Raw genomic sequence first — 20,637 nt, forward strand, 5'->3', positions numbered from 1 at the left:
ATAGCGTGAAAGTATTAGGAGGAAAAATCCTTGTATAACACATTAATGTTTTTATTCTTAATTGATTGCGTTGTTCTGATCGCGTGTGTGATGATGCAACCAGCAAAGAACAATAATGATGCAATGTCAGCGTTAACCGGTGGTGCAGGTGACTTGTTCTCACGGCGCAAGGCCCGGGGGTTTGAAGCGGTTATGCAGATTGTTACGACAATTTGCGGGGCGTTATTCTTCATCCTGGCATTGGCAATGATTTATGTTTCGTCACATTAAACTTAAAGTACCTCCTGCAGTTTTTAATTTCAGGGGGTACTTTTTTATCATAAGGAAGCGGTAAGGGGATGTTGTAATGAAGACTTATACCGGTGAGTCCTTTTTCTTCCCCCATAGTGGGAAACGTGGTGTAATCTTGCTCCATGCTTACACCGGCAATACTAACGATGTTCGGATGCTTGCGCGCCATCTAAACTGGTGCGGTTATACTGTCTTTGCGCCGCTCTTTAGTGGGCATGGCGGTGATCCCAAGAAGATCTTAGATTCGCGCGGGCCCGCGGACTGGTGGGATGATACCCGGATGGCAATCTTTCGCCTTCGTGACGTTGGGGTTGACCAGATTGCAATCTTTGGCTTATCACTCGGCGGCCTTTTGGCGACTAAGGCTCTGGAAAATGATCCGCGGCTTGTGGGCGGGGGTGTCTTTGCCTCGCCAATCACCAGTTGGGGGCAGTCTAATGTTCCGGAGTACTTTCCCAAACTGGCGGCTAACTATTACCGGCAGCAAAAGATGTCACCAGCGCTAATTGAGGAAAAGGTTGCAAAACTGGAAAAACGATTACCCTCCCAGCTAACGGCAATTCAGGAGATGGCCCACCAGATTAGTGATGACCTGGGAAAAATTCACCAGCCATTTTTTATTGGCCAGGGCGGGCAGGATGAAATGATCGATTCACAATCGGGCGCCCAGCTAAAAGAAGCGCTGACGGCAAACCAAACACCGGTGGACTACCATTATTACCCAGACGCAAGCCACTTATTGACTATTAATACTGCGCATCGCCAGTTATTTAGCGATGTTGAAAAATATCTACAAAATTTATTCGAGGTATCACTTAATGACAACAAACAATAACCTAAAGGAAAAAATTCTGGCCCATTTAACTGCCAATGCGGGGATGAGCTTTTCGGCTGAACGGATTGCCCACCACTTGGGGATGACTGATGCTGATCAATTTACACCAATCATTCAAGAATTAGCGCAATTAGAGCGGGAAAAGAAAGTTCAGGTTACTGACCAGGGAGAATTTCAGGCAGTGATTAAACAACAACCACTGACCGGGGTCTTCCACGGTAATGACAAGGGCTTTGGCTTTGTCGATTATGATCCGGACCTAGATGATATGTACATCAACCCGGACCACACCCTGCACGCGCTAAACGGTGACACAGTTGAGGTCAAGGTACTGCGGACTGCCAAGCCGGGGAGTGACCAGGGCCCAGAAGGACAGGTCACCCGGATTGTTGAGCACAATTACGAGCAAATGGTCGGTGAATTCAAGCAGGAGACCGTGGGTAATTACATCGGTGAGATTCTGCTTAAAGATAAGAAGCTTTCCCAGTTCCGTTTCTTTGTGACTGCCAAGGGGTTGAAGCCCCTTGATGGGCAGATCGTCACTGCAACGATTGAGACTTACCCAAGCGATGAATCACCACAAGTCTTGACCGGGGCCGTCACGGAAGTCATCGGGGATAAGGATGAACCCGGAATTGATATCATGTCGGTCATCTATGCCCATGATGTGCCACATGAATTCCCCCAGGAGGTCATGGACCAGGCCAATAGTATTCCGCTTCATGTTCTGCCAGAAGAAAAGAAGGGGCGGCGGGATATTACTAAGCAGCCGTTAGTGACGATTGACGCGATTGAATCGAAAGACTTGGATGACGCGGTAGTCGCTTGGAAGATGGATAATGGTCACTATCACTTAGGGGTTCATATTGCGGATGTTAGCCACTATGTTCAGCCGGGGACGCCGCTTGACCGGGAAGCCTTTAAGCGAGGAACCTCCGTTTACCTAACTGACCGGGTAGTGCCAATGCTGCCAAAGCGCCTTTCTAACGGGATCTGTTCCCTAAACCCTGGTGAAGAGCGGTTAGCGATGAGCTGTGAGATGGAAATTGATGAGCAAGGGCGGATTGTTAAGCATGATATCTTCCAAAGTGTGATGAAGTCGCATGCGCGGATGACTTATAAAGCGGTCAACCGGATCTTGGAGGCTCATGATGCGAAGACCATTAAGCAGTACCAGGAATTAGTTCCAATGTTTGAAACGATGGGGGAATTACACAAGATCTTGCTCAAGAGCCGGAAGCGGCGAGGGGCAATTGATTTTGAAGCCCCAGAAGCAAAGATCATTGTTGATGATAAGGGGCACCCGATTGACATCCAGCTTCGCGAGCGGGGCTTGGCGGAACGGATGATTGAGTCATTTATGCTTGCTGCTAACGAAACGGTGGCGGAACACTACTTCAAAGAACATGTGCCGTTCCTTTACCGGATCCACGAAACACCTGATACTGACCGGGTTAAGTCTTTCATCGACTTCCTTAGTGTCTTCGGGATTAATGTCCACGGGGATATTAACAATATCAAGCCCAAGATGTTACAACAGGTCTTAAAGGACGTTGCCGGCAAGCCGGAAGAACAGATGGTTCAGGTGATGATGTTGCGGAGTATGCAACAGGCAAAGTACGCGGATGAAGAGTTGGGTCACTTTGGACTCGGTGCAAAGTATTACACCCACTTCACCTCACCAATTCGGCGGTACCCTGATGATACCGTTCACCGCTTAATCAAGTGGTATGACCAACACGGCAAGGATGAGAGTGCTAAGGCCCACTGGCGGGAGAAATTGCCAGAGATTGCGGAACATACGTCAGTGACAGAGCGGCGGGGGATTGATACCGAACGTGATGTCGATAGTATGAAGAAGGCTGAATACATGGAAGATCACGTTGGTGAGACCTTTGATGCCGTTGTCAGTTCAGTAATGAAGTTTGGCCTGTTCGTTGAGCTTGAAAACACGGTTGAAGGGTTGATCCACATTAGCGTTATGAAGGACGACTTCTATGAGTATTCAGAGAAGCACTTGGCGTTAATCGGCCGGCGCTCCCACCGGATTTTCCAGATTGGGCAGCCGGTTAAAGTTAAGCTGTTGCGGGCAGATAAGGATCTCCGGGAAGTTGACTTTGAGTTGATCAATCCGGAAACTGCCCCGAAGACCAAGATTCGGATTCCACATAATGATGACCGGCGTGGTGGTCGCGGCCGTGGTCGTGGTTGGCGTAATAATAATGGCGAGCACCGCGGTCATTACCGTAATACACAGGGTAAGTGGCGCCACAGCAATGAAGAGAATGGTCACCAAAACAACCGGCAAATCAACCGTGGACAGACCCGTCACCACAATAATTCACGTGACCACGAAGGTAATAATAACCGTCGTCGTCGCCGTCATTAAAAACGGGGAGGGATAACATGGCTAAGAAATCCCAGCAAGAAAATAACCGGAACTTAGTTGCTCAAAATAAAAAGGCCCGTCACGATTACTTTGTGACGGACACATTTGAAGCCGGCTTAGTTCTGACGGGGACAGAGATTAAGTCTGTCCGGGCACACCGGGTTAACTTGAAGGACGGTTTTGCCCAGGTGCGCAACGGCGAAGCATGGTTAATGAATGTTCATATTAGCGAATATGATAATGGAACCTACTTCAACCAGGACCCGTTGCGCAATCGAAAGCTGCTTTTGCATAAGAAAGAAATCAATAAACTTACTGGTGCGTTGCAGGATAAGGGGGTTACCCTTATTCCACTTAAAATGTACATTAAGCATGGCTATGCAAAGGTCTTGCTTGGCTTGGCGAAGGGTAAACACCAGTATGATAAGCGTGAAGCAATCAAGCGGCGCGAACAAAACCGAGAAATTGAACGGGTAATGAAACACTATTAGTGTCTTCTAGACGTTAAAAGGTAAGAGACCAGGGAAATGGCTCCCTGGTCTCTTACCTTTTAAATTTATTAACTGGGTTATTTAACTGATTGCTGATTGAAAATGACATGCTGGTTCCCCAGGTGGGATTGCACTTGCGTAAGCGGGCCAGGAGTGGTTCCTGGTCGCCGCGGCGGGCCCAGTGGTTGAGGATGCTAGCGACTAAGATCGCTAAGGGCTCGTCCGCTTCATTACTGACCTTTAACTCGTGACAATATCCCCCGGAGAACTCGACGGGCTGAATTGAAAAAACAAGGTGACTGCCCCGGAAAACCTTATACCGGCTAGTCAGCGGTGAACCTACAATGATCCAATTGATTCCCCGGATATAGACAACTTGTTGCATAAAGCCGAGACCCTTGCCGATTGTACCGACACGCTGGCGGTTAACGTATAGTGCAAATTTAGGAAGGAGACCAAGGGTGAGTTGCTTTACTTCCGCAAGCAGCTCCCCGCTGATTGCATAGAGGGATAACGCATCGTGGTGCATCCCCCATTTGCCAACGAGTAGGTAGCAAGACTGCCCTTTTTGATCACGAATGACGGTTGTCCCGTGAAGGTCAGTCGAACGGTCTCGAATATATAATTGTCGCACTTTACCACCACCATTCTTCGGTAATCTATCCTTTATTTTACCAGCTTCTTGCAAAAATTGGTAAATAAACTACAGTTCTAAAAAACGCTTTCATTTTATCGCACGGCTTTGTTTACTTATGCTAAAATAAGAAATGAGGTGCTGATAATCGTGAAACAATTAATTCATAATGACTGGTGGGAAGTTTTAAAACCCCAGTTTGAGAGTGCGTACTATGCACAGTTGCATAACTTTTTAAAGGAAGAATATACTCATCAGACGGTTTATCCCGAGATGCATCATATTTTTGAGGCATTTGAATGGACGCCTTTTAGTAAGGTTAAGGTCGTCATCTTAGGCCAAGACCCGTACCACGGTCCACACCAGGCTCATGGGTGTAGTTTTTCCGTCTTGCCGGGGGTACCGGTACCGCCGTCCTTGCAAAATATTTATAAAGAACTGCAGGCAGACCTCGGTTGTACACCGGTTAACCACGGCTACTTAAAGAAGTGGGCGGACCAGGGGGTCTTGTTATTAAACTCAGTGCTGACAGTCCGTGATGGGCAGGCATTTTCCCATAAAGGTCATGGCTGGGAACGGCTAACGGATGCTGCAATCCATGCCTTGTCAGAACGACCACAGCCAGTTGTCTTTATATTATGGGGCCGGGCAGCACGTAATAAGAAGACCTTGATCAATCTAAAGACGAATATTGTCCTTGAATCGGCCCACCCGAGTCCCCTTTCTGCTAACCGCGGATTTTTCGGCTCCCGCCCATTTTCAAAGACAAATGAAGCACTTCAGGCAATGGGAGAACAGCCAATTGACTGGCAACTCCCCGCCACCCCAACTATCGATAAAGGCGTGACTGCCTAACCAGTAGTCACAACTTTAAAAAATGTTTAGTAACCATTAAGGAGGTACTTGCATTATGGAATTATTTGATGAGATTGCTGCAAAGGTAAAGGGACAAGACAAGACGATTGTTTTCCCTGAAGGTGAAGATAAGCGGGTTCTAGGCGCTGCTATCCGGCTGAAAAAAGATGGCCTCGTAGAGCCAATCTTACTCGGTAAGAAGGCCGAGATCGACGAGACGGCAGAAGAAAACAGTCTTGACCTTGCCGGATTACAAATCATTGATCCAGCGACGTATCCAGAAGCAGATAAGAAGGCAATGTTTGATGCTCTGCTTGAACGGCGGAAGGGGAAGAACACCCCTGAACAAGTTCACAAGATGCTTGAAGACGTTAGCTACTTTGGGACGATGCTGGTTTACATGGGCAAGGCTGACGGAATGGTTTCCGGCGCGGTTCACTCCACGGGTTCTACTGTTCGTCCAGCATTGCAGATCGTTAAGACTAAGCCAGGCGCTCACCGGATCAGCGGGTCCTTCTTAATGATTAAGGGCGACCAACGTTACATCTTTGCTGACTGTGCAATCAACATCGAACTCGATGCACCAACGATGGCCGAAGTAGCAGTGCAAAGTGCTGACACTGCTAAATTATTCGGCATTGATCCCAAGGTTGCCCTCCTAAGCTTCTCTACTAAGGGTTCTGCTAAGGGTGACATGGTTACTAAGGTTGCCGAAGCGACAAAGCAAGTTCATGAATTGGCACCAGACTTACCTGCCGATGGTGAACTGCAATTTGATGCGGCCTTTGTTCCAGAAGTTGGGGAATTAAAGGCGCCTGGCTCAACAGTTGCTGGTCATGCGAACGTGTTTATCTTCCCAAGCCTTGAAGCTGGTAATATCGGCTACAAGATTGCCCAACGGTTTGGTGGCTTCACCGCTGTTGGCCCAATCTTGCAAGGACTTAATGCCCCAATCGCTGACTTATCACGGGGCTGCAACGAAGATGACGTATACAAGGTTGCCCTGATTACGGCGGCGCAAGCACTATAATTACTACTGACTTAACTGAGGTTGGGATTAGTCCAGCCTCTTTGTTGTTTTAAAAGTAAGTCGATGCAAGTATACTCCAGCGACCGGCTAGTCATTTGCGACTGAATAGTTCACTTCACTTCCCTAATAGGCTACAATAAGGTTAATTATTTAGCGAGGAGAAAAATGATGAAGGAATTAACTTTAACTAGTCGTGAGAAGACGATTGAACTGGGGAAAAGAATCGGTGAGCAGCTGCAATCGGGGGACGTCCTTGTCCTTGATGGTGACCTTGGAGCGGGCAAGACGACCTTTACGAAGGGGATTGCTGCTGGATTGGCAATTCCAGACATTATTAAGAGTCCAACCTTTACCATTATTCATGAATACCAGGATGGGCGGCTACCGTTGTACCACATGGATGCCTACCGGTTAGAGAATGGTGGTGCCGCGGATCTTGGCCTTGAAGAATATTTTGATGGCGATGGCGTCTGTGTTGTTGAATGGGCCGAGTTTGTTGCAGAAGAACTTCCGGCTGACTTTTTAGCGATTCACTTCAAGCGAACGGCTGATGATGAGACACGGATTTTAGCATTTGAGCCTCACGGGGCCCACTTTACGCAAATTGTAAAAGATGTGACAGCATAATGGCAGATGAAGTAACAATTAAATTAGCTCAAAGTACTGATGCCGCAGCTGTGTTGCGCTTTCTTCGCGAAGCCGCGACTGAGAGTGATGCAGTCCTAATTCCCCACTTGCAGGACGTTAGTGTTGACCAGGAGGCTCATAACATTGACCTGATTAACACCTTTGATGACTGTGTGATGCTGTTGGCGGTGCTGGGCGAGGAGATCGTTGGCCTGGTGACCATCATGGTGCTTGCTGACCAACCGACGACCGGCGAGCTAGGGGTAGTTGTCCGGAAGAAATACTGGCGGAATGGCATCGGCCAGCTCCTCGTTGACGAAGCAGAGTACTGGTTTGACCATTATTCCAGCTTGGAAACGCTGATCTTATCAGTTTTTCAAGAAAATCTCCCGGCAATTAAGCTTTACCAGAAGATGAACTTTGTCCAAACCGGGGCCGCCGACGAGGAAGGCCACCATGCTATTCAGATGAAATATGTTAAAGAAGAAAAAGAGTGAAAAGCCACCGGTGACTTTTTCACTCTTTTTATTTTTTATTAAACATCTGCTTAATGTTTCGCCAGAGGGAACCACGCTGTTGGTGGTTGCTGACATCTTGGGTGACCTCAACGCAACCGACATAGTTATTATCGTCATCGCGAAGGGCATAGAAAGAAATATTGATTGGCTTATCGTGGTGTATGATTGTGATGCTGATGGAATCACGGTCACCACTGTGCATATCATGGAGGACCTGCTTAACCCGGCCTTCACTGTGGCCAGGATGGACTTCCAGGACGTGCTTACCGAGGTCGTCGTCGGTCCGTTTGAAGATCCGGTGACGGTTAGCTGACGACCAGCGGACAATGTCATTTTCATCAATGAAGTCGAACTCCTGGGGAATCGTTTCAAAAATTGTGTTTAGTTGTTTGCGGGTGAGCTGACCACCCTTAAGATTAATCTCAGTCATTATTGAAGCTCCTTTAGCCAACCATGTTAATAAAGGGTTGAATTTGTTGAGGGGTAAAGTGATGACTCTGGTAAAGCAGGATGTTGGCGCAAGCCTGAGCGTCATCAAGGGCATTATGGTGGTGGTGCAAGTCGATGTCTAAAGCATCACAGATGGTATTTAGCTTATAGTTGGCTAAACCGGGGATGAGCTGGCGACTACTCTTGACGGTATCAAGGGTCTGGTAGGCCGGTGCTTCGATCCCGTAATGTTCCAGGGTGCTTTTGAGGACGCTATTATCAAAGCGGTTATTATGCGCAATCACCAGTTTATCCGGGGTATAGAAGTTTTTGATGTGTTCCCATACTTCGGGAAAGTCCGGGGCATCTTGAACGTCACGTTCATGAATCCCGTGAATTTGGACGTTCCGCCAGAAAAAGTCAGTATGGGGGTTAATTAAGGTGTAGAATTCATCAGCGATCTGTCCGTTGCGGACGATTGTGAGAGCTAATGAACAAGCGCTGTAACGTTTGCCGCTAGCGGTTTCAAAATCCATTGCCACAAAGTTCATCGATTATCCTCCTCGTAAAAGGTTAATACTTTTATTGTACAGAGCAAGAGGAATTTTTTCAAAACTTTTAAGTAAAAATGATACAATAGCTGAGGAGAGAATTAAATGAAAAGGAAGACTAATAATGGCTAACTTAATGAATGAATTTCCAGAGATTGATATTAAACAAGATGAACCATTGATGAATTATACTTATACCCACACTGGCGGGCCAGCAGATTGGTTGGCTTTTCCCACGAGCGTGGCGCAGGTAAAAGAACTTGTCGACTACGTGCGGGCAAATGAGATGCCGCTGACTGTTCTAGGCAATGCCAGCAACTTGATTGTTGGGGATGGGGGTATTGATGGGTTGACCATTATCCTTACCCGTCTTGATAATATTGAAGTAAATGGTAATGAGATTACTGCGCAGGCCGGAGCGTCGTACATCAATACGACCCGGGCAGCGTTAGATCATAAGTTAACCGGCCTTGAATTTGCGGCAGGAATCCCCGGGAGTATTGGTGGAGCAATCTTTATGAATGCTGGCGCTTACGGTGGCGAGACTAAGAATGTTGTTACTGATGTGACGGTGATGTTGCCGGATGGCACGATTGAACACCTTAACAATGAAGAATTAGACTTTGGCTACCGGCACAGTAGCGTTCAGGATAACCATGGCGTGGTCTTAGATGCCACCTTTACCCTTGAACCTGGCGATTACGATGAGATCAAGGCAACGATGGACGACTTAAATGAACGGCGGGCTGCTAAGCAACCACTTGAATTGCCTTCTTGTGGAAGTGTCTTTAAGCGGCCAAAAGGCTACTTTGCCGGTAAGCTGATCCACGATGCCGGCTTGCAAGGTTACACTTCTGGTGGAGCCCAGGTTTCTACTAAGCATGCTGGATTTATCGTGAACATTGACCACGGGACGGCAGCCGACTATGTCAACGTAATTCACCATGTGCAAAAGACAGTTAAAGAAAAATTCGGCGTTGATTTGGAAACAGAAGTCCGGATCATCGGCCGCCAAGATTATTAATGTTAATTGACTAGCGCAAATTTCGGCGCTAGTTTTTTAAGTTTAAAGGAAGTTGCTCACAATTTGCTCATCAAAAAATAATAATCAGCGCGGAAAAGCGATTTCATGCCTTTTTAAGGTATATCGTTTTATGCATTTAGACGTAAAGCTTTGTAATCGCTTTCAGAGTATGATAGGATATTTGGGTCACGTTTTTGAGAGAAGTTCACAAAGTTAGGAGAAGAGTTATGAGCAATAATGTAGTTGTTTTAGGAAGTATAAATGTTGATACAACTTACCACGTGGAGCGTTTCCCCCAACCTGGTGAGACGATTTCAGCGGTAAGCAAGAGTTCTGCACCAGGTGGAAAGGGTGCTAACCAGGCGGTTGCTGCTGCACGGTCAGGAGCAAAGACGGCCTTTATCGGGGCGGTTGGTTCTGATAAGGAAGGGGCATACATGCGCGAAGCCCTTGAAAATGACAACATTGATATCCACCACATTACTACTGACAAGTTACATGGGACCGGTAGTGCAGCGATCACCCTTGATGCTAACGGGCAAAATGACATCATGGTATACGGTGGTGCTAACCAGGCGATGACTACTGATGTATTAGCCGGAATTGACGACATCCTTGAAGGAGCAGACTTCTTGATCAGTCAATTTGAGACACCACAAGAAGTGACCTTAGAAGCATTTAAGCAGGCTAAGCAACACGGGGTTACGACAATCCTAAACCCGGCTCCTGCCCACAAGATCATTCCTGAATTATTACACTACACTGATGTAATCGCCCCTAACGAGAGTGAATGTGCGCTACTTACTGGTATTGAGATCACTGATGAAGACTCAATGGCAAAGAGTGCTGACTACTTCCATGAGCAAGGGGTAAAACACTTATTGATTACGCTTGGCTCAAAGGGTGTTTACTACAACACACCGGCTGGTCAAGGATTAGTACCAGCATTTAAGGTTAAGGCGGTTGATACGACGGCTGCTGGTGATACCTTTATTGGGGCATTGAGTTCACAACTTCAAAATGACCTTTCAAATGTTGCTACTGCCCTGGTATACGCACAACGAGCTTCAAGCTTGACCGTTCAACAAATGGGTGCAATGCCATCAATTCCAACCAATGATGAAGTTGAAAAGGCATTAGCAGAAAAATAAGGAGGAATAGACGATGAAGAAGACGGGAATTATTAATTCAGAAGTTTCCGCAGTTGTTGCCAACATGGGACACATGGACTGGTTGTCAATTGGGGATGCTGGGATGCCTGTTCCAGCGGGCACCAAGAAGATTGACCTGGCAGTTGACAAGGACTTACCAAGTTTCATGGACGTTTTAAACAACGTCTTAAAGGAAATGGCGGTCCAAAAGATCTACTTAGCTGATGAGATCAAGGACCAAAACCCAACCCAGTTGGAAAACATCAAAAAGGTATTGCCAGGTGTGGAAATTGAATTTATGCCCCACAGTGATTTAAAAAAGGACCTTGCAAAGACCCATGCCTTTATCCGGACTGGTGAGATGACACCATATTCCAACATCATCCTCGAATCCGGGGTTACATTCTAAATAAATTAATTGCATAGGAGAGAAGAGAGAATAACGAAAAACAACAAAGTTGGGTTCAGCTACCAGATGGGTACCTGAACCGGACACCGATGTTTCAGTTTGTTATTTTATGTTTGATTTTCCCGTTATGGGGAGCTGCTGCGAGTCTTAACGATATTTTGATTACCCAGTTTAAGACTGTTTTCACATTAAATGATACCGCCACTGCCTTTGTGCAGAGTGCATTCTATGGTGGTTACTTCTTGATGGCAATTCCTGCCTCAATCTTGATTAAGAAGACATCCTACAAGTTAGCAATTTTAACCGGACTTTTATTCTATATTATTGGTTGTGGAATGTTCTTCCCAGCTTCACACGTTGCAACTTATAGTATGTTCTTAGCGGCGATCTTTGCGATTGCGATTGGTTTGAGTTTCTTGGAGACTTCTTGTGACACCTATGCCACGATGTTTGGTCCCAAGGAAACGGCTAACAAGCGGTTAAATGTTGCAAACGTGTTGATCCCGCTGGGAGACATCATGGGGATCGTCCTCGGTAAATACCTGATCTTTGGTGAAGGTGGTAACATTGCCGATAAAGTTGCGGGAATGTCGAAGGCGGAAGCGGAAGCCTATAACCAGCACTTATTGCAGCTGACTTTACGGCCGTATAAGTACATCTTGATTGTCTTGATTATTATCTTTATTGTCCTGGCAGTCACTAAGATGCCGCGGGCAAAGGCACTGGCAACGGCAGAAGAAGCGCAAGAAGCACCCGAAGAACAACCATCACTTGGTGAAACGCTCAATTACTTGTTCCATAATAAGCGGTACATGAAGGGGGTTCTTTGCCAATTTATCTATGCCGGGATGCAGACAACGGTATGGTCATTCACCATCCGGTTAGCATTACGGTTGGACTCACACATTTCTGATGCTGCTGCTTCAACGTTCATGATTTACAGTTACATCGCCTGGTTCTTTGGTAAGTTGGTAGCCAACTGGTTCTTAAACCGGTACTCAATCACGAAAGTGCTTACCTGGTTCTCCCTTCTCGGAACAATCTCGCTGATTATTACTTTTACCATTCCAAACATGACGGCGGTTGTTGCGGCAATCGTGACGAGTTTCTTCTTTGGTCCAGAATGGCCAACAATTTATGCCCACACCCTGGATCAGATTCATGAAAAGAAGTACACCGAAACTGGTGGGGCAATTATCGTAATGTCCTTGATCGGTGGGGCAATTGTACCAACCATCCAAGGACGGGTATCCGACCTTACTGGTTCAATGCAATTTTCATTTATCGTTCCAGCTATCTGTTTTGCCCTTATTACGATTTACTTCTGGACAGAACACCGGTGGGAAAAGGCCCATCCTGAACAAGTACAGGAACATTAATAATATTTCCCAGGAAATAATTTAAAGAGGCTGAGAAGAAACAGAAGTTTCTTCTCAGCCTCATGTTTTTTTTATCTCCGAATATTACACAGCAATCGCGGGAAACCAATAGGCTAGCTCCGCGTCGAAAGCGAGCCCCTCAAGGGTAACTACGGACAAACGTCGGCCCGTGCCGTGCCAACGCCCGTCCTAGGTTACCCCACCGGGGCTCCGAGAAGCTTTTTTCCCAGCTTGCTCTTTTCTTTAAGTCAAACTAGTGATGAAATGATATAATATGAACGTGATTTAGAGGATGGTGAATGCGATGCAATTTTTAGTTTCGCTTTTGACATGGCAGAATCTGATTCACTTAATTGATATCTTAGTAATTTGGTTTTTAATTTACGAATTGTTAATGCTAATTCGTGGAACAAGGGCGGTACAGCTTTTCCGGGGAATTTTAATTATTATCCTGGTAAAGATTATTAGTTGGTATGTTGGACTGAGTACCGTTTCCTGGGTGATGGACCAGATTATTAACTGGGGTGTTATCGCAATCGTTGTTATTTTTCAGCCAGAAATTCGGCGAGGATTGGAACACCTTGGTCGCGGTAGCTTCTTTACCCATAACCAGACGGCTAATGAGAAAGAAGAAGATATGATTAAGCAGCTGGACCAGGCAATTCAATATATGTCAAAGCGACGGATCGGTGCGCTGATCAGTATTCAGATGAATACGGGACTTGAGGAATATATTGAGACCGGGATCCCGCTTGATGCTGACATTTCTGGCGCCCTCTTGATTAACACGTTTATTCCTAATACCCCGCTACATGATGGGGCGGTAATCATTAAGAATAATCGCATTGCAGTTGCTGCGGCGTACCTACCGCTTTCTGACAGTAAGTTGATCCCGAAGGAATTAGGGACCCGTCACCGGGCAGCCGTAGGTATTAGTGAGGTGACTGATGCGTTAACCGTGGTAATCTCAGAAGAAACTGGTGAGGTTTCGATTACAAAGGATAACGAGTTAATCCGCAACCTATCCCGGGAAGACTATTTGAAATTCTTCCGGGCACAGTTGTATACCCATGAGCCGCAGCGTGAAAACCTGTTGACTAAGGTTTATGCAAAGCTGCAAGGTAAGGGAGGTGGCCGTCATGGACAAGGATAAGAAGGGCTTCTTCCGGCGCAAGTGGTTCTTGCGTCTTACCTCACTGGTGTTAGCACTATTTCTATTCATGTATGTCAATGGAAGCAAGAGTGGTTTTTTACGGCAAAATACCCGGAATAACAACCAGAGTAGTGCATTGATGTCAAATAAGTCGGCAACGATCAAGATGCCGTTAGACGTGACAGTCGATAATTCAAAATATATTGTCAGTGGCTACCCGCAATATGTTAAGGTAAAGGTCAATGGGCCGTCAGCATTAGTAACGACGACCATGAACACCCAAAACTTTAAGGTTTACGCTGACCTATCCGACCTCGGACCTGGTAAGCACAAGGTGAAGCTTAAGACGAGCGGCCTTAACTCAGAGTTAAAGTCGACAATCTCCCCGTCAACAATTACGGTTAACGTGCAACCACGGAAGACGATTACGATGCGGGTAAGCATTCGCTTAAGTAATAAGAGTCTGGATGATGGTTACCAACTGGGGCACCCTCGTAGCGATATTCAGAATGTTCAAGTTACTGGATCACGTGAACAGGTTAACCGGGTAGACCGGATTGTGGCCTTTGTGGCGGTACCACGAGATACTAAGAACACCATTTCCCGCCAGGTAACACTTCAGGCGGTCGACAAGAATGGTCAGATCCTTAATGTCGTTATTTCGCCAGCAACGACCAACATTGAGATTCCGGTCGTTTCTGGTGACAGCAGTAGCAGCAGCACGGATAATAATAGCAGCAGTGATGCAAAGGAAAGTAATAGTAACCGGGCGACGAGGTCATCAACCGCATCGTCGACCCAGACATCACAGGCATCAAGCAGTTCTAGTGCTGCCGATGAAAATGATTCAAGTACGAGTAATACGAATGAGTAGGTTAGATTAAAGGAGAATATTCAATGAAGTTAAAATATTTTGGTACTGATGGAGTACGCGGAGTAGCAAACCAAGATCTTAGTCCCGAGCTCGCGTTTCGCGTTGGCCGGGCCGGGGGATATGTCCTTACCCGTCACTCCGACCGGAAACAACCACAAGTATTGGTTTCCCGTGACACCCGGATTTCTGGTCAAATGCTAGAAAACGCATTAGTTGCCGGACTGCTTTCAGTTGGGATCGAGGTTTTGCGGCTAGGGGTCGTAACTACCCCTGGTGTGGCTTACCTAGTGCGCGCCCAAGAAGCGGATGCGGGGGTAATGATCACTGCTAGTCACAACCCAATCAAGTACAACGGGATTAAGTACTTTGGGGGTAACGGCTTTAAGCTTTCTGATGACTTAGAATACGAAATTGAACAATTGCTAGATGCCGAAGAAGATACTTTGCCCCGTCCATCTGATGAGGGCCTCGGGACAGTTGCTGATTACCACGAAGGTGCCTTGAAGTACACTTCCTTCTTAGAGCAGACTGTTTCAACCGACTTGGCTGGCTTGAAGGTTGTTGTTGATGCGGCCAACGGGGCAACTAGTGGATTTGTTTCCAACCTCTTTGCTGACATGAACGTTGACTTTATTCCGATTAATGACCAGCCTAACGGGTTAAACACTAACTTAGATTGTGGTTCAACCCACCCGGAGGGCTTGCAAAAGGCCGTCGTTGAAAATGGTGCGGACTTAGGGTTAGCCTTTGATGGTGATGGTGACCGGTGTATTGCTGTTGATAATGAAGGAAATATTGTCGACGGTGACAAGATCATGTACATCTGTGGTAAGAAGATGGATGAAAAGGGCCTATTGAAGAAGGACACCGTGGTTACAACTGTGATGAGTAACTTGGGGATGTACAAGGCCCTTGAGGCGCACGGGATGAAGAGTGTTAAGACCAAGGTTGGTGACCGGTACGTTGTTGAAGAAATGCTTAAGAACGGCTACAACCTTGGTGGTGAACAGTCCGGCCACATCATCTTCCTTGACCACAACACGACTGGTGATGGGATGTTGACGGCCTTACAGCTATTATCCGTAGTTAAGGATTCTGGCAAGGCCCTGGCAGAATTGGCTAGTGATGTAACGACTTACCCGCAAGAATTATTAAACATTAAGGTTGCTGATAAGGCAGCAGCGATGGAAAACGAAAAGCTAAAAGCGGTTATCGAAGAAGTCGAAAATGAAATGAACGGCGACGGGCGAGTACTTGTCCGCCCAAGTGGGACTGAACCATTGTTACGGATCATGGCCGAAGCGGCAACCCCTGAGCTGGTCCACCAATACGTTGAAAAGATTGCTGACGTTGCGCGGGCAGAATTAGAAGTTAAATAGCGAAGCTGGTAAAACAGCAAAACAAAGAGACCTGGAGAAAATAATTTCTCTTGGTCTTTTTTATATTCTTAATTTTGCTAAAGTCAGCTGACGGGGACATGAGCAGCAACTTGGGTGAAAAAATCTGACAATAGACCAATTAGACAAAATGATTGACAATTAAAATCAAAAACTGTACTATACAATACAGTTGCTTAGGGCTAGCGGTTGCGCTAGTTATCTATACCAATTTTATTTAAAGGATGGAATTTAATTATGTGTGGAATTGTTGGAGTTACCGGGACTGACAAGAGTTTGTCAATCTTGATTAATGGTTTGAAGCGGCTTGAGTACCGTGGTTATGACTCAGCGGGTGTTTATGTCAACGACCAGCAGGGGCATGACTACCTAGTTAAGCGTCCTGGACGGATTAGTAACTTGGAAGCGGCATTGACTGATGATGTGCAGGGAATGGCCGGGATTGGTCATACCCGGTGGGCTACGCATGGTGAACCAAACGAAGCCAATGCACACCCACAGTACTCCCAAGATGAACGTTTTTACCTGGTGCACAACGGGGTAATTGAAAACTATACTGAATTAAAGAAGGAATACCTCGCTGACGTTAAGTTTGTCAGCCAAACAGATACTGAAGTGATTGTTCAGTTAGTTGATAAGTTCGTTGTCGAGTCCCAAATGTCAACGGAAGCAGCATTATTAAAGGTTCTCCACTTGATTAGTCCAGATTCATCATACGCCTTTGTGTTAATGGATAAGGAGACGCCGGATACTCTCTATGTTGCCAAGAACAAGAGCCCATTATTAGTGGGGGTTGCTGATGGCTACAACATGGTTGGTTCTGATGCAATGTCAATGATCAAGGAAACCGACACCTTCATGGAAATCGGTGACCACGAATTAGTGATTGTTAAGCCAGACCACGTGACAATCAAGGACTTTGAAGGTAATGAAGTTCACCGGGACACCTTTAAGGTTGACATGGACGCCAATGCTGCTGACAAGGGGACTTACCCATACTACATGTTAAAAGAAATTGACGAACAACCTGCGGTAATGCGGAAGCTCGTGCAAAATTACTTTGGCGACCACGATACGGCGCAAATTGATGAGCAGCTATTGAAGGACATGGCTGCTGCTGACCATATCTACATTATCGGTGCGGGGACTAGTTACCATGCCGGTTTAGTGGGTGCCCGGATCTTTGAGCGGCTTTGCGGTATTCCAACTTCTGTTCACATTTCTTCTGAATTTGCATATGAACAACCACTGCTTTCCAAGAAGCCATTCTTTATCTTCCTGAGTCAAAGTGGTGAGACCGCTGATAGTCGGGAAGTATTGGTTAACGTTAATAAGAATAACTGGCCAAGTTTGACGATCACCAACGTTGATAAGTCAACCTTGTCACGGGAAGCTACGTACACTGAATTACTTTACGCTGGTCCTGAAATCGCGGTGGCATCAACGAAGGCTTACACTGCCCAAATTGCTGTTGAAGCGATCTTAGCTCAAGCCCTCGGTATCTACATGGGAAAGGATGCTGCCAAGAAATTTGATGTTAAGCACCAGTTAGGCCTCGTTGCCAACGGCATGCAAGCCATCACTGACAGCAAGGACAAGATTGAAGAAATTGCTTCTCGCTACCTTTCTAAGACGCCAAATGCCTTCTACATTGGTCGGGGCATGGACTGGTCAGTTTCACTTGAAGCAGCCCTCAAGCTTAAGGAAATTTCCTACGTTCAGGCAGAAGGCTTTGCTTCTGGTGAATTGAAGCACGGGACGATTGCATTGATTGAGGAACACACGCCGGTAATCGGGATCATCACCCAGGACCGGACTGCTGGTTTGACCCGGAGTAACCTTGAAGAGACTGAGGCCCGGGGAGCAAGCACGATCACGATTGTTTCCCGCCACCTTGCCCAAGAAGACGACACGATTGTCTTACCAGATGTCGATGAAGTATTGATGCCATTGCTCAGTGTAATCCCTGCCCAACTGTTGGCATACTACACTAGTCTTGGCAAGGGCTTGGACGTTGATAAGCCACGGAACTTAGCAAAGTCCGTTACAGTTCAATAAGATCAAAAAAAGCTACAGCAAGACTGTAGCTTTTTTAATATCTAGCAACCGGCAGTCAACTTGATAAAAAAAGAAATTTTGTTAATAAAACGGTTGACTTATTTAGATGAAACCGCTATCATAATAGTTGCAAGGTATTAAGTATTTACCTTCTAATCAATTCTCTTTCTCTCTTATGCCAATCATCGTCTTACAGACGATGATTTTTTGGTTTAAACTCGCTATAATTAAAAGGGTTGAAAGGGGCAAGCAAAAAGTGGAAGAACAACATGAAACTTTAACGTTGATTGAAGAAATTACCCGTAACGACGGGTCGAAATATTATGAGATTGGTAACATGGTGCAAAATGGCCGGGCAGAACTAGCGGCCGAACGTGGCTTTATCAAGGAAGTACGGATCCTTGAGCTAAATATTCCCCATTCAAAAAATGTTATTAAATATGAGCACTTTATCAATACCCATTACAAGATGCAAGACGAATCAATGGATCACTGGGAAGAATGGAAACGCCCAGCAGAGATTGATGATGTTGTAAAAGCCATCTTGAAAGAAAATCACGTCGGTTAACCAAAATAACCTAAGACTAATTTATGATAAAATCTGGCAATTAGCCTTGGGCCTTTTTAGTTAAATTACTATTGAAAAATTTATGTGGAGGTCTGGCAATGAAGCCAAATTTTAATCCGTCGGCAGGGATGCATTCCCGGCATTTCATTACGGGAATTGATGGGCTGCGAACGTTAGCGGTTCTCGGTGTAATCATCTATCATCTCTTACCGAACGTATTGCAAGGGGGGTACCTTGGTGTACCGCTATTCTTATTAGTTTCTGGTTATTTTATAACCTATCAATTTAGCCAGCAGTTGACTTATGGTGGGCGAATTAATGTCGGTCATTTTTACGCTAAACGCTTTCGGAAGCTTTACCCGACGCTAATTGCGATGCTGGTGCTGACAACGGCGTATATCACCTTGTTTGCCCGTGAGTTGCTCCATAATATCCGGGTAACGATTATCACCAACCTTGCCTGGGTTTACAACTGGTGGGAGATCAGTCACGGGCAGTCTTACTTTGACCAGTTTGGGGGAGCCTCCCCATTTACCCACCTGTGGACACTTGGGGTTGAGGCACAGTTTTACATTTTGTGGCCGTTAATCATTACGTTGCTATTTTGGCTATTTAAAAATGCCAAAAACGTTCGGCGGGTCATCTTTGGGTTGGCAGTTTTGTCAGCAATTGAGATGGCAGTCCTATACGATCCCGCCAATATCAACCGGGTATATTACGGGACGGATACCCGGGCATTTTCCCTCTTATTAGGGTCCTGGCTGGGGCTTGCCTGGCCATTAAACCGCCTGCGGGCCAACTTACAGCGAAATAGCCAGCAGATGCTTAACGCTGTCGGGATTATCATGACAATCGTAACCCTAATTGGCTTCTTTACCTTAAACGGCCAGTCCCCATTCACTTATCGGGGCGGGATGTTTATCTACAGCCTGGTGGGGATGGTGTTAATGGCGACAATCCTTCACCCGGGTGCCAAGATGAATAACTGGTTTTCCAACCCGGTCTTTCACTGGGTAGGCCAGCGTTCCTACGGGATTTATGTCTACCAGTATCCGGTGATGATTTTTTACGAACGGCTAGTTAAAGTTGGGACGCATCCGCTGTTAAACGCGATTATTGAGATTGCAATTATCCTCGTGGTGAGTGAACTTTCTTACCGGCTAATTGAGCAGCCATTCGCCCATTACCACTGGGCAAACCTCGGCGCTGATATTAAGCAGCTTACCTCGCGGAGGGATGTTTCCTGGCAGGCATGGACGCGGCTGGGGGCCGGCCTAGTTGTCTTTGTCATCGCCGTAGTTGGTTTTTGCCAGCCAAACCGGGCACCGCAAAAGACGGATGTTCAACAACGGATTGAACAAAACCACCAGGCAGCCGAAAAGCACAACCAGGAGATTGCTAAGGGGAAGAAGGTTGAAAATACAGATAGCGATAACGATAAGCTGCAAAAGCAGTACGATCTCAGTCCGGCAGAGGTTAAAGCAGCCCAGAAACTACAGGTAACTGCGATTGGGGACTCGGTGATGGCCGATGCAGCCAGCAGCATCCAGAAGTTGATGCCTAATGCATACGTCGATGCGCAAGTCGGCCGCCAGGGGTCAGCAACGCCAGCAGTAATCAAGCAGTTAAAGGCGAATGGTAACCTGAACCAAATCGTCGTCCTTAACCTGGGGACAAACGGGGCGATGACGTCGCAGACAATCAACCAGATTCTGGATGAAATTGGGCCGGGACACCAGGTTTACTGGGTGACCGCTCACGTTCCAACAAAGCCATGGCAACAGACGGTTAATAATCAGATTAAGGATGCGGCAAAGAAGCATAAGAATGTCCATGTGGTTGACTGGTACAAGGTGAGTCAAGGACACCCAGAGTGGTTTGCCAAGGATAGCGTCCACATGGGGCAAAGCGGGAACGAGAGCTTTGCCCGGCTAGTTGCGAAGTCAATCCTGGCTAACCAGTAGGAGGAGTAGA

21 protein-coding genes are annotated in these 20,637 nt (G+C 46.4%); 18 read left to right on the forward strand and 3 right to left on the reverse strand.

The annotated features are described in order from the left end of the window. The first annotated feature begins 30 nt into the window (after positions 1–30). The 4 genes from secG to smpB all read left to right on the forward strand — a co-directional run bounded on the left by secG (position 31) and on the right by smpB (position 4,006). Positions 31–270, forward strand: a complete 240-nt coding sequence (secG, locus tag CZ502_RS06930) for a preprotein translocase subunit SecG (RefSeq protein ID WP_076460953.1) — start codon at positions 31–33, stop codon at positions 268–270. 76 nt (positions 271–346) lie between these two features. After that, positions 347–1,126, forward strand: coding sequence for an alpha/beta hydrolase (locus CZ502_RS06935; protein ID WP_076460955.1), 780 nt, complete (start codon positions 347–349; stop codon positions 1,124–1,126). Then, positions 1,110–3,515: a ribonuclease R gene (gene rnr, locus CZ502_RS06940; RefSeq protein WP_076460957.1), complete on the forward strand. Its 2,406-nt coding sequence runs from the start codon at positions 1,110–1,112 to the stop codon at positions 3,513–3,515. The genes CZ502_RS06935 and rnr overlap by 17 nt, the downstream gene beginning before the upstream one ends. A gap of 17 nt (positions 3,516–3,532) precedes the next feature. Next, positions 3,533–4,006: an SsrA-binding protein SmpB gene (gene smpB / locus CZ502_RS06945; protein WP_076460959.1), complete on the forward strand. Its 474-nt coding sequence runs from the start codon at positions 3,533–3,535 to the stop codon at positions 4,004–4,006. A 52-nt stretch (positions 4,007–4,058) separates the two neighbouring features. On the opposite strand, the gene CZ502_RS06950 is transcribed toward smpB, so the two are convergent. After that, positions 4,059–4,640 (reverse strand): LURP-one-related/scramblase family protein, encoded by a 582-nt coding sequence (locus tag CZ502_RS06950; protein WP_076460961.1) that lies wholly within the window; start codon positions 4,638–4,640, stop codon positions 4,059–4,061. Positions 4,641–4,790: 150 nt separating this feature from the next. Here CZ502_RS06950 and CZ502_RS06955 point away from each other — a divergent pair, with 150 nt between their 5' ends. The 4 genes from CZ502_RS06955 to CZ502_RS06970 all read left to right on the forward strand — a co-directional run bounded on the left by CZ502_RS06955 (position 4,791) and on the right by CZ502_RS06970 (position 7,649). Further along, positions 4,791–5,495, forward strand: a complete 705-nt coding sequence (locus CZ502_RS06955) for a uracil-DNA glycosylase (protein WP_076460963.1) — start codon at positions 4,791–4,793, stop codon at positions 5,493–5,495. 55 nt (positions 5,496–5,550) lie between these two features. Continuing rightward, positions 5,551–6,525: a phosphate acetyltransferase gene (gene pta, locus CZ502_RS06960; protein WP_076460965.1), complete on the forward strand. Its 975-nt coding sequence runs from the start codon at positions 5,551–5,553 to the stop codon at positions 6,523–6,525. 168 nt (positions 6,526–6,693) lie between these two features. After that, positions 6,694–7,152 (forward strand): tRNA (adenosine(37)-N6)-threonylcarbamoyltransferase complex ATPase subunit type 1 TsaE, encoded by a 459-nt coding sequence (tsaE, locus tag CZ502_RS06965; RefSeq protein ID WP_076460967.1) that lies wholly within the window; start codon positions 6,694–6,696, stop codon positions 7,150–7,152. After that, entirely contained in the window at positions 7,152–7,649 is a 498-nt protein-coding gene (locus CZ502_RS06970; RefSeq protein ID WP_076460969.1) for a GNAT family N-acetyltransferase, read from the forward strand. Before tsaE ends, CZ502_RS06970 begins: the two co-directional genes overlap by 1 nt. A 28-nt stretch (positions 7,650–7,677) precedes the next feature. On the opposite strand, the gene CZ502_RS06975 is transcribed toward CZ502_RS06970, so the two are convergent. Then, complete coding sequence (locus tag CZ502_RS06975; protein WP_076460971.1) at positions 7,678–8,100, reverse strand: PAS domain-containing protein; 423 nt, start codon at positions 8,098–8,100, stop codon at positions 7,678–7,680. Positions 8,101–8,113: 13 nt separating this feature from the next. After that, positions 8,114–8,650: a 3'-5' exonuclease gene (locus tag CZ502_RS06980; RefSeq protein ID WP_076460973.1), complete on the reverse strand. Its 537-nt coding sequence runs from the start codon at positions 8,648–8,650 to the stop codon at positions 8,114–8,116. A gap of 124 nt (positions 8,651–8,774) precedes the next feature. On the opposite strand from CZ502_RS06980, the gene murB reads away from it, so the two are divergent. The 10 genes from murB (at position 8,775) to CZ502_RS07030 (ending at position 20,627) form a co-directional block, all read left to right on the forward strand. After that, positions 8,775–9,674 carry a UDP-N-acetylmuramate dehydrogenase gene (murB, locus tag CZ502_RS06985; RefSeq protein ID WP_076460975.1) on the forward strand — a complete coding sequence of 300 codons (900 nt, stop codon included), beginning with the start codon at positions 8,775–8,777 and terminating at the stop codon, positions 9,672–9,674. Between the two features lie 227 nt (positions 9,675–9,901). Beyond that, complete coding sequence (gene rbsK / locus CZ502_RS06990; RefSeq protein WP_076460977.1) at positions 9,902–10,825, forward strand: ribokinase; 924 nt, start codon at positions 9,902–9,904, stop codon at positions 10,823–10,825. Positions 10,826–10,838: 13 nt separating this feature from the next. Further along, positions 10,839–11,234 carry a D-ribose pyranase gene (rbsD, locus tag CZ502_RS06995; RefSeq protein WP_076460979.1) on the forward strand — a complete coding sequence of 132 codons (396 nt, stop codon included), beginning with the start codon at positions 10,839–10,841 and terminating at the stop codon, positions 11,232–11,234. Positions 11,235–11,308: 74 nt separating this feature from the next. Further along, positions 11,309–12,613 (forward strand): L-fucose:H+ symporter permease, encoded by a 1,305-nt coding sequence (fucP, locus tag CZ502_RS07000; RefSeq protein WP_076460981.1) that lies wholly within the window; start codon positions 11,309–11,311, stop codon positions 12,611–12,613. A gap of 304 nt (positions 12,614–12,917) precedes the next feature. Further along, positions 12,918–13,766 (forward strand): diadenylate cyclase CdaA, encoded by an 849-nt coding sequence (cdaA, locus tag CZ502_RS07005; RefSeq protein WP_076460984.1) that lies wholly within the window; start codon positions 12,918–12,920, stop codon positions 13,764–13,766. Further along, on the forward strand, positions 13,753–14,640 hold the full coding sequence (locus tag CZ502_RS07010) for a CdaR family protein (RefSeq protein WP_076460986.1): 888 nt from the start codon (positions 13,753–13,755) through the stop codon (positions 14,638–14,640). Before cdaA ends, CZ502_RS07010 begins: the two co-directional genes overlap by 14 nt. 23 nt (positions 14,641–14,663) lie before the next feature. Beyond that, positions 14,664–16,019 carry a phosphoglucosamine mutase gene (gene glmM / locus CZ502_RS07015; RefSeq protein WP_076460988.1) on the forward strand — a complete coding sequence of 452 codons (1,356 nt, stop codon included), beginning with the start codon at positions 14,664–14,666 and terminating at the stop codon, positions 16,017–16,019. A gap of 255 nt (positions 16,020–16,274) precedes the next feature. Further along, positions 16,275–18,095 (forward strand): glutamine--fructose-6-phosphate transaminase (isomerizing), encoded by a 1,821-nt coding sequence (glmS, locus tag CZ502_RS07020; RefSeq protein WP_076460990.1) that lies wholly within the window; start codon positions 16,275–16,277, stop codon positions 18,093–18,095. A 256-nt stretch (positions 18,096–18,351) separates the two neighbouring features. Beyond that, a complete protein-coding gene (locus CZ502_RS07025; RefSeq protein WP_076460992.1) occupies positions 18,352–18,663 on the forward strand; it encodes a hypothetical protein in 312 nt (103 codons plus the stop codon). A gap of 98 nt (positions 18,664–18,761) precedes the next feature. Continuing rightward, on the forward strand, positions 18,762–20,627 hold the full coding sequence (locus CZ502_RS07030; protein ID WP_076460994.1) for an acyltransferase family protein: 1,866 nt from the start codon (positions 18,762–18,764) through the stop codon (positions 20,625–20,627). The last annotated feature ends 10 nt before the right edge of the window (positions 20,628–20,637 follow it).

Source organism: Limosilactobacillus caccae (assembly GCF_900156885.1).
GTDB classification, from domain to species: domain Bacteria; phylum Bacillota; class Bacilli; order Lactobacillales; family Lactobacillaceae; genus Limosilactobacillus; species Limosilactobacillus caccae.

What these genes read in the sequence shown, in the direction of transcription:
- CZ502_RS06980 (WP_076460973.1), bottom strand. Translation starts at nt 8,650, where the DNA reads ATGAACTTTGTGGCAATGGATTTTGAAACCGCTAGCGGCAAACGTTAC.
- pta (WP_076460965.1), top strand. Translation starts at nt 5,551, where the DNA reads ATGGAATTATTTGATGAGATTGCTGCAAAGGTAAAGGGACAAGACAAG.
- CZ502_RS06970 (WP_076460969.1), top strand. Translation starts at nt 7,152, where the DNA reads ATGGCAGATGAAGTAACAATTAAATTAGCTCAAAGTACTGATGCCGCA.
- CZ502_RS06975 (WP_076460971.1), bottom strand. Translation starts at nt 8,100, where the DNA reads ATGACTGAGATTAATCTTAAGGGTGGTCAGCTCACCCGCAAACAACTA.
- CZ502_RS07010 (WP_076460986.1), top strand. Translation starts at nt 13,753, where the DNA reads ATGGACAAGGATAAGAAGGGCTTCTTCCGGCGCAAGTGGTTCTTGCGT.
- rnr (WP_076460957.1), top strand. Translation starts at nt 1,110, where the DNA reads ATGACAACAAACAATAACCTAAAGGAAAAAATTCTGGCCCATTTAACT.
- cdaA (WP_076460984.1), top strand. Translation starts at nt 12,918, where the DNA reads ATGCAATTTTTAGTTTCGCTTTTGACATGGCAGAATCTGATTCACTTA.
- glmS (WP_076460990.1), top strand. Translation starts at nt 16,275, where the DNA reads ATGTGTGGAATTGTTGGAGTTACCGGGACTGACAAGAGTTTGTCAATC.
- CZ502_RS07030 (WP_076460994.1), top strand. Translation starts at nt 18,762, where the DNA reads ATGAAGCCAAATTTTAATCCGTCGGCAGGGATGCATTCCCGGCATTTC.
- smpB (WP_076460959.1), top strand. Translation starts at nt 3,533, where the DNA reads ATGGCTAAGAAATCCCAGCAAGAAAATAACCGGAACTTAGTTGCTCAA.
- murB (WP_076460975.1), top strand. Translation starts at nt 8,775, where the DNA reads ATGGCTAACTTAATGAATGAATTTCCAGAGATTGATATTAAACAAGAT.
- glmM (WP_076460988.1), top strand. Translation starts at nt 14,664, where the DNA reads ATGAAGTTAAAATATTTTGGTACTGATGGAGTACGCGGAGTAGCAAAC.
- rbsK (WP_076460977.1), top strand. Translation starts at nt 9,902, where the DNA reads ATGAGCAATAATGTAGTTGTTTTAGGAAGTATAAATGTTGATACAACT.
- rbsD (WP_076460979.1), top strand. Translation starts at nt 10,839, where the DNA reads ATGAAGAAGACGGGAATTATTAATTCAGAAGTTTCCGCAGTTGTTGCC.
- CZ502_RS06935 (WP_076460955.1), top strand. Translation starts at nt 347, where the DNA reads ATGAAGACTTATACCGGTGAGTCCTTTTTCTTCCCCCATAGTGGGAAA.
- tsaE (WP_076460967.1), top strand. Translation starts at nt 6,694, where the DNA reads ATGAAGGAATTAACTTTAACTAGTCGTGAGAAGACGATTGAACTGGGG.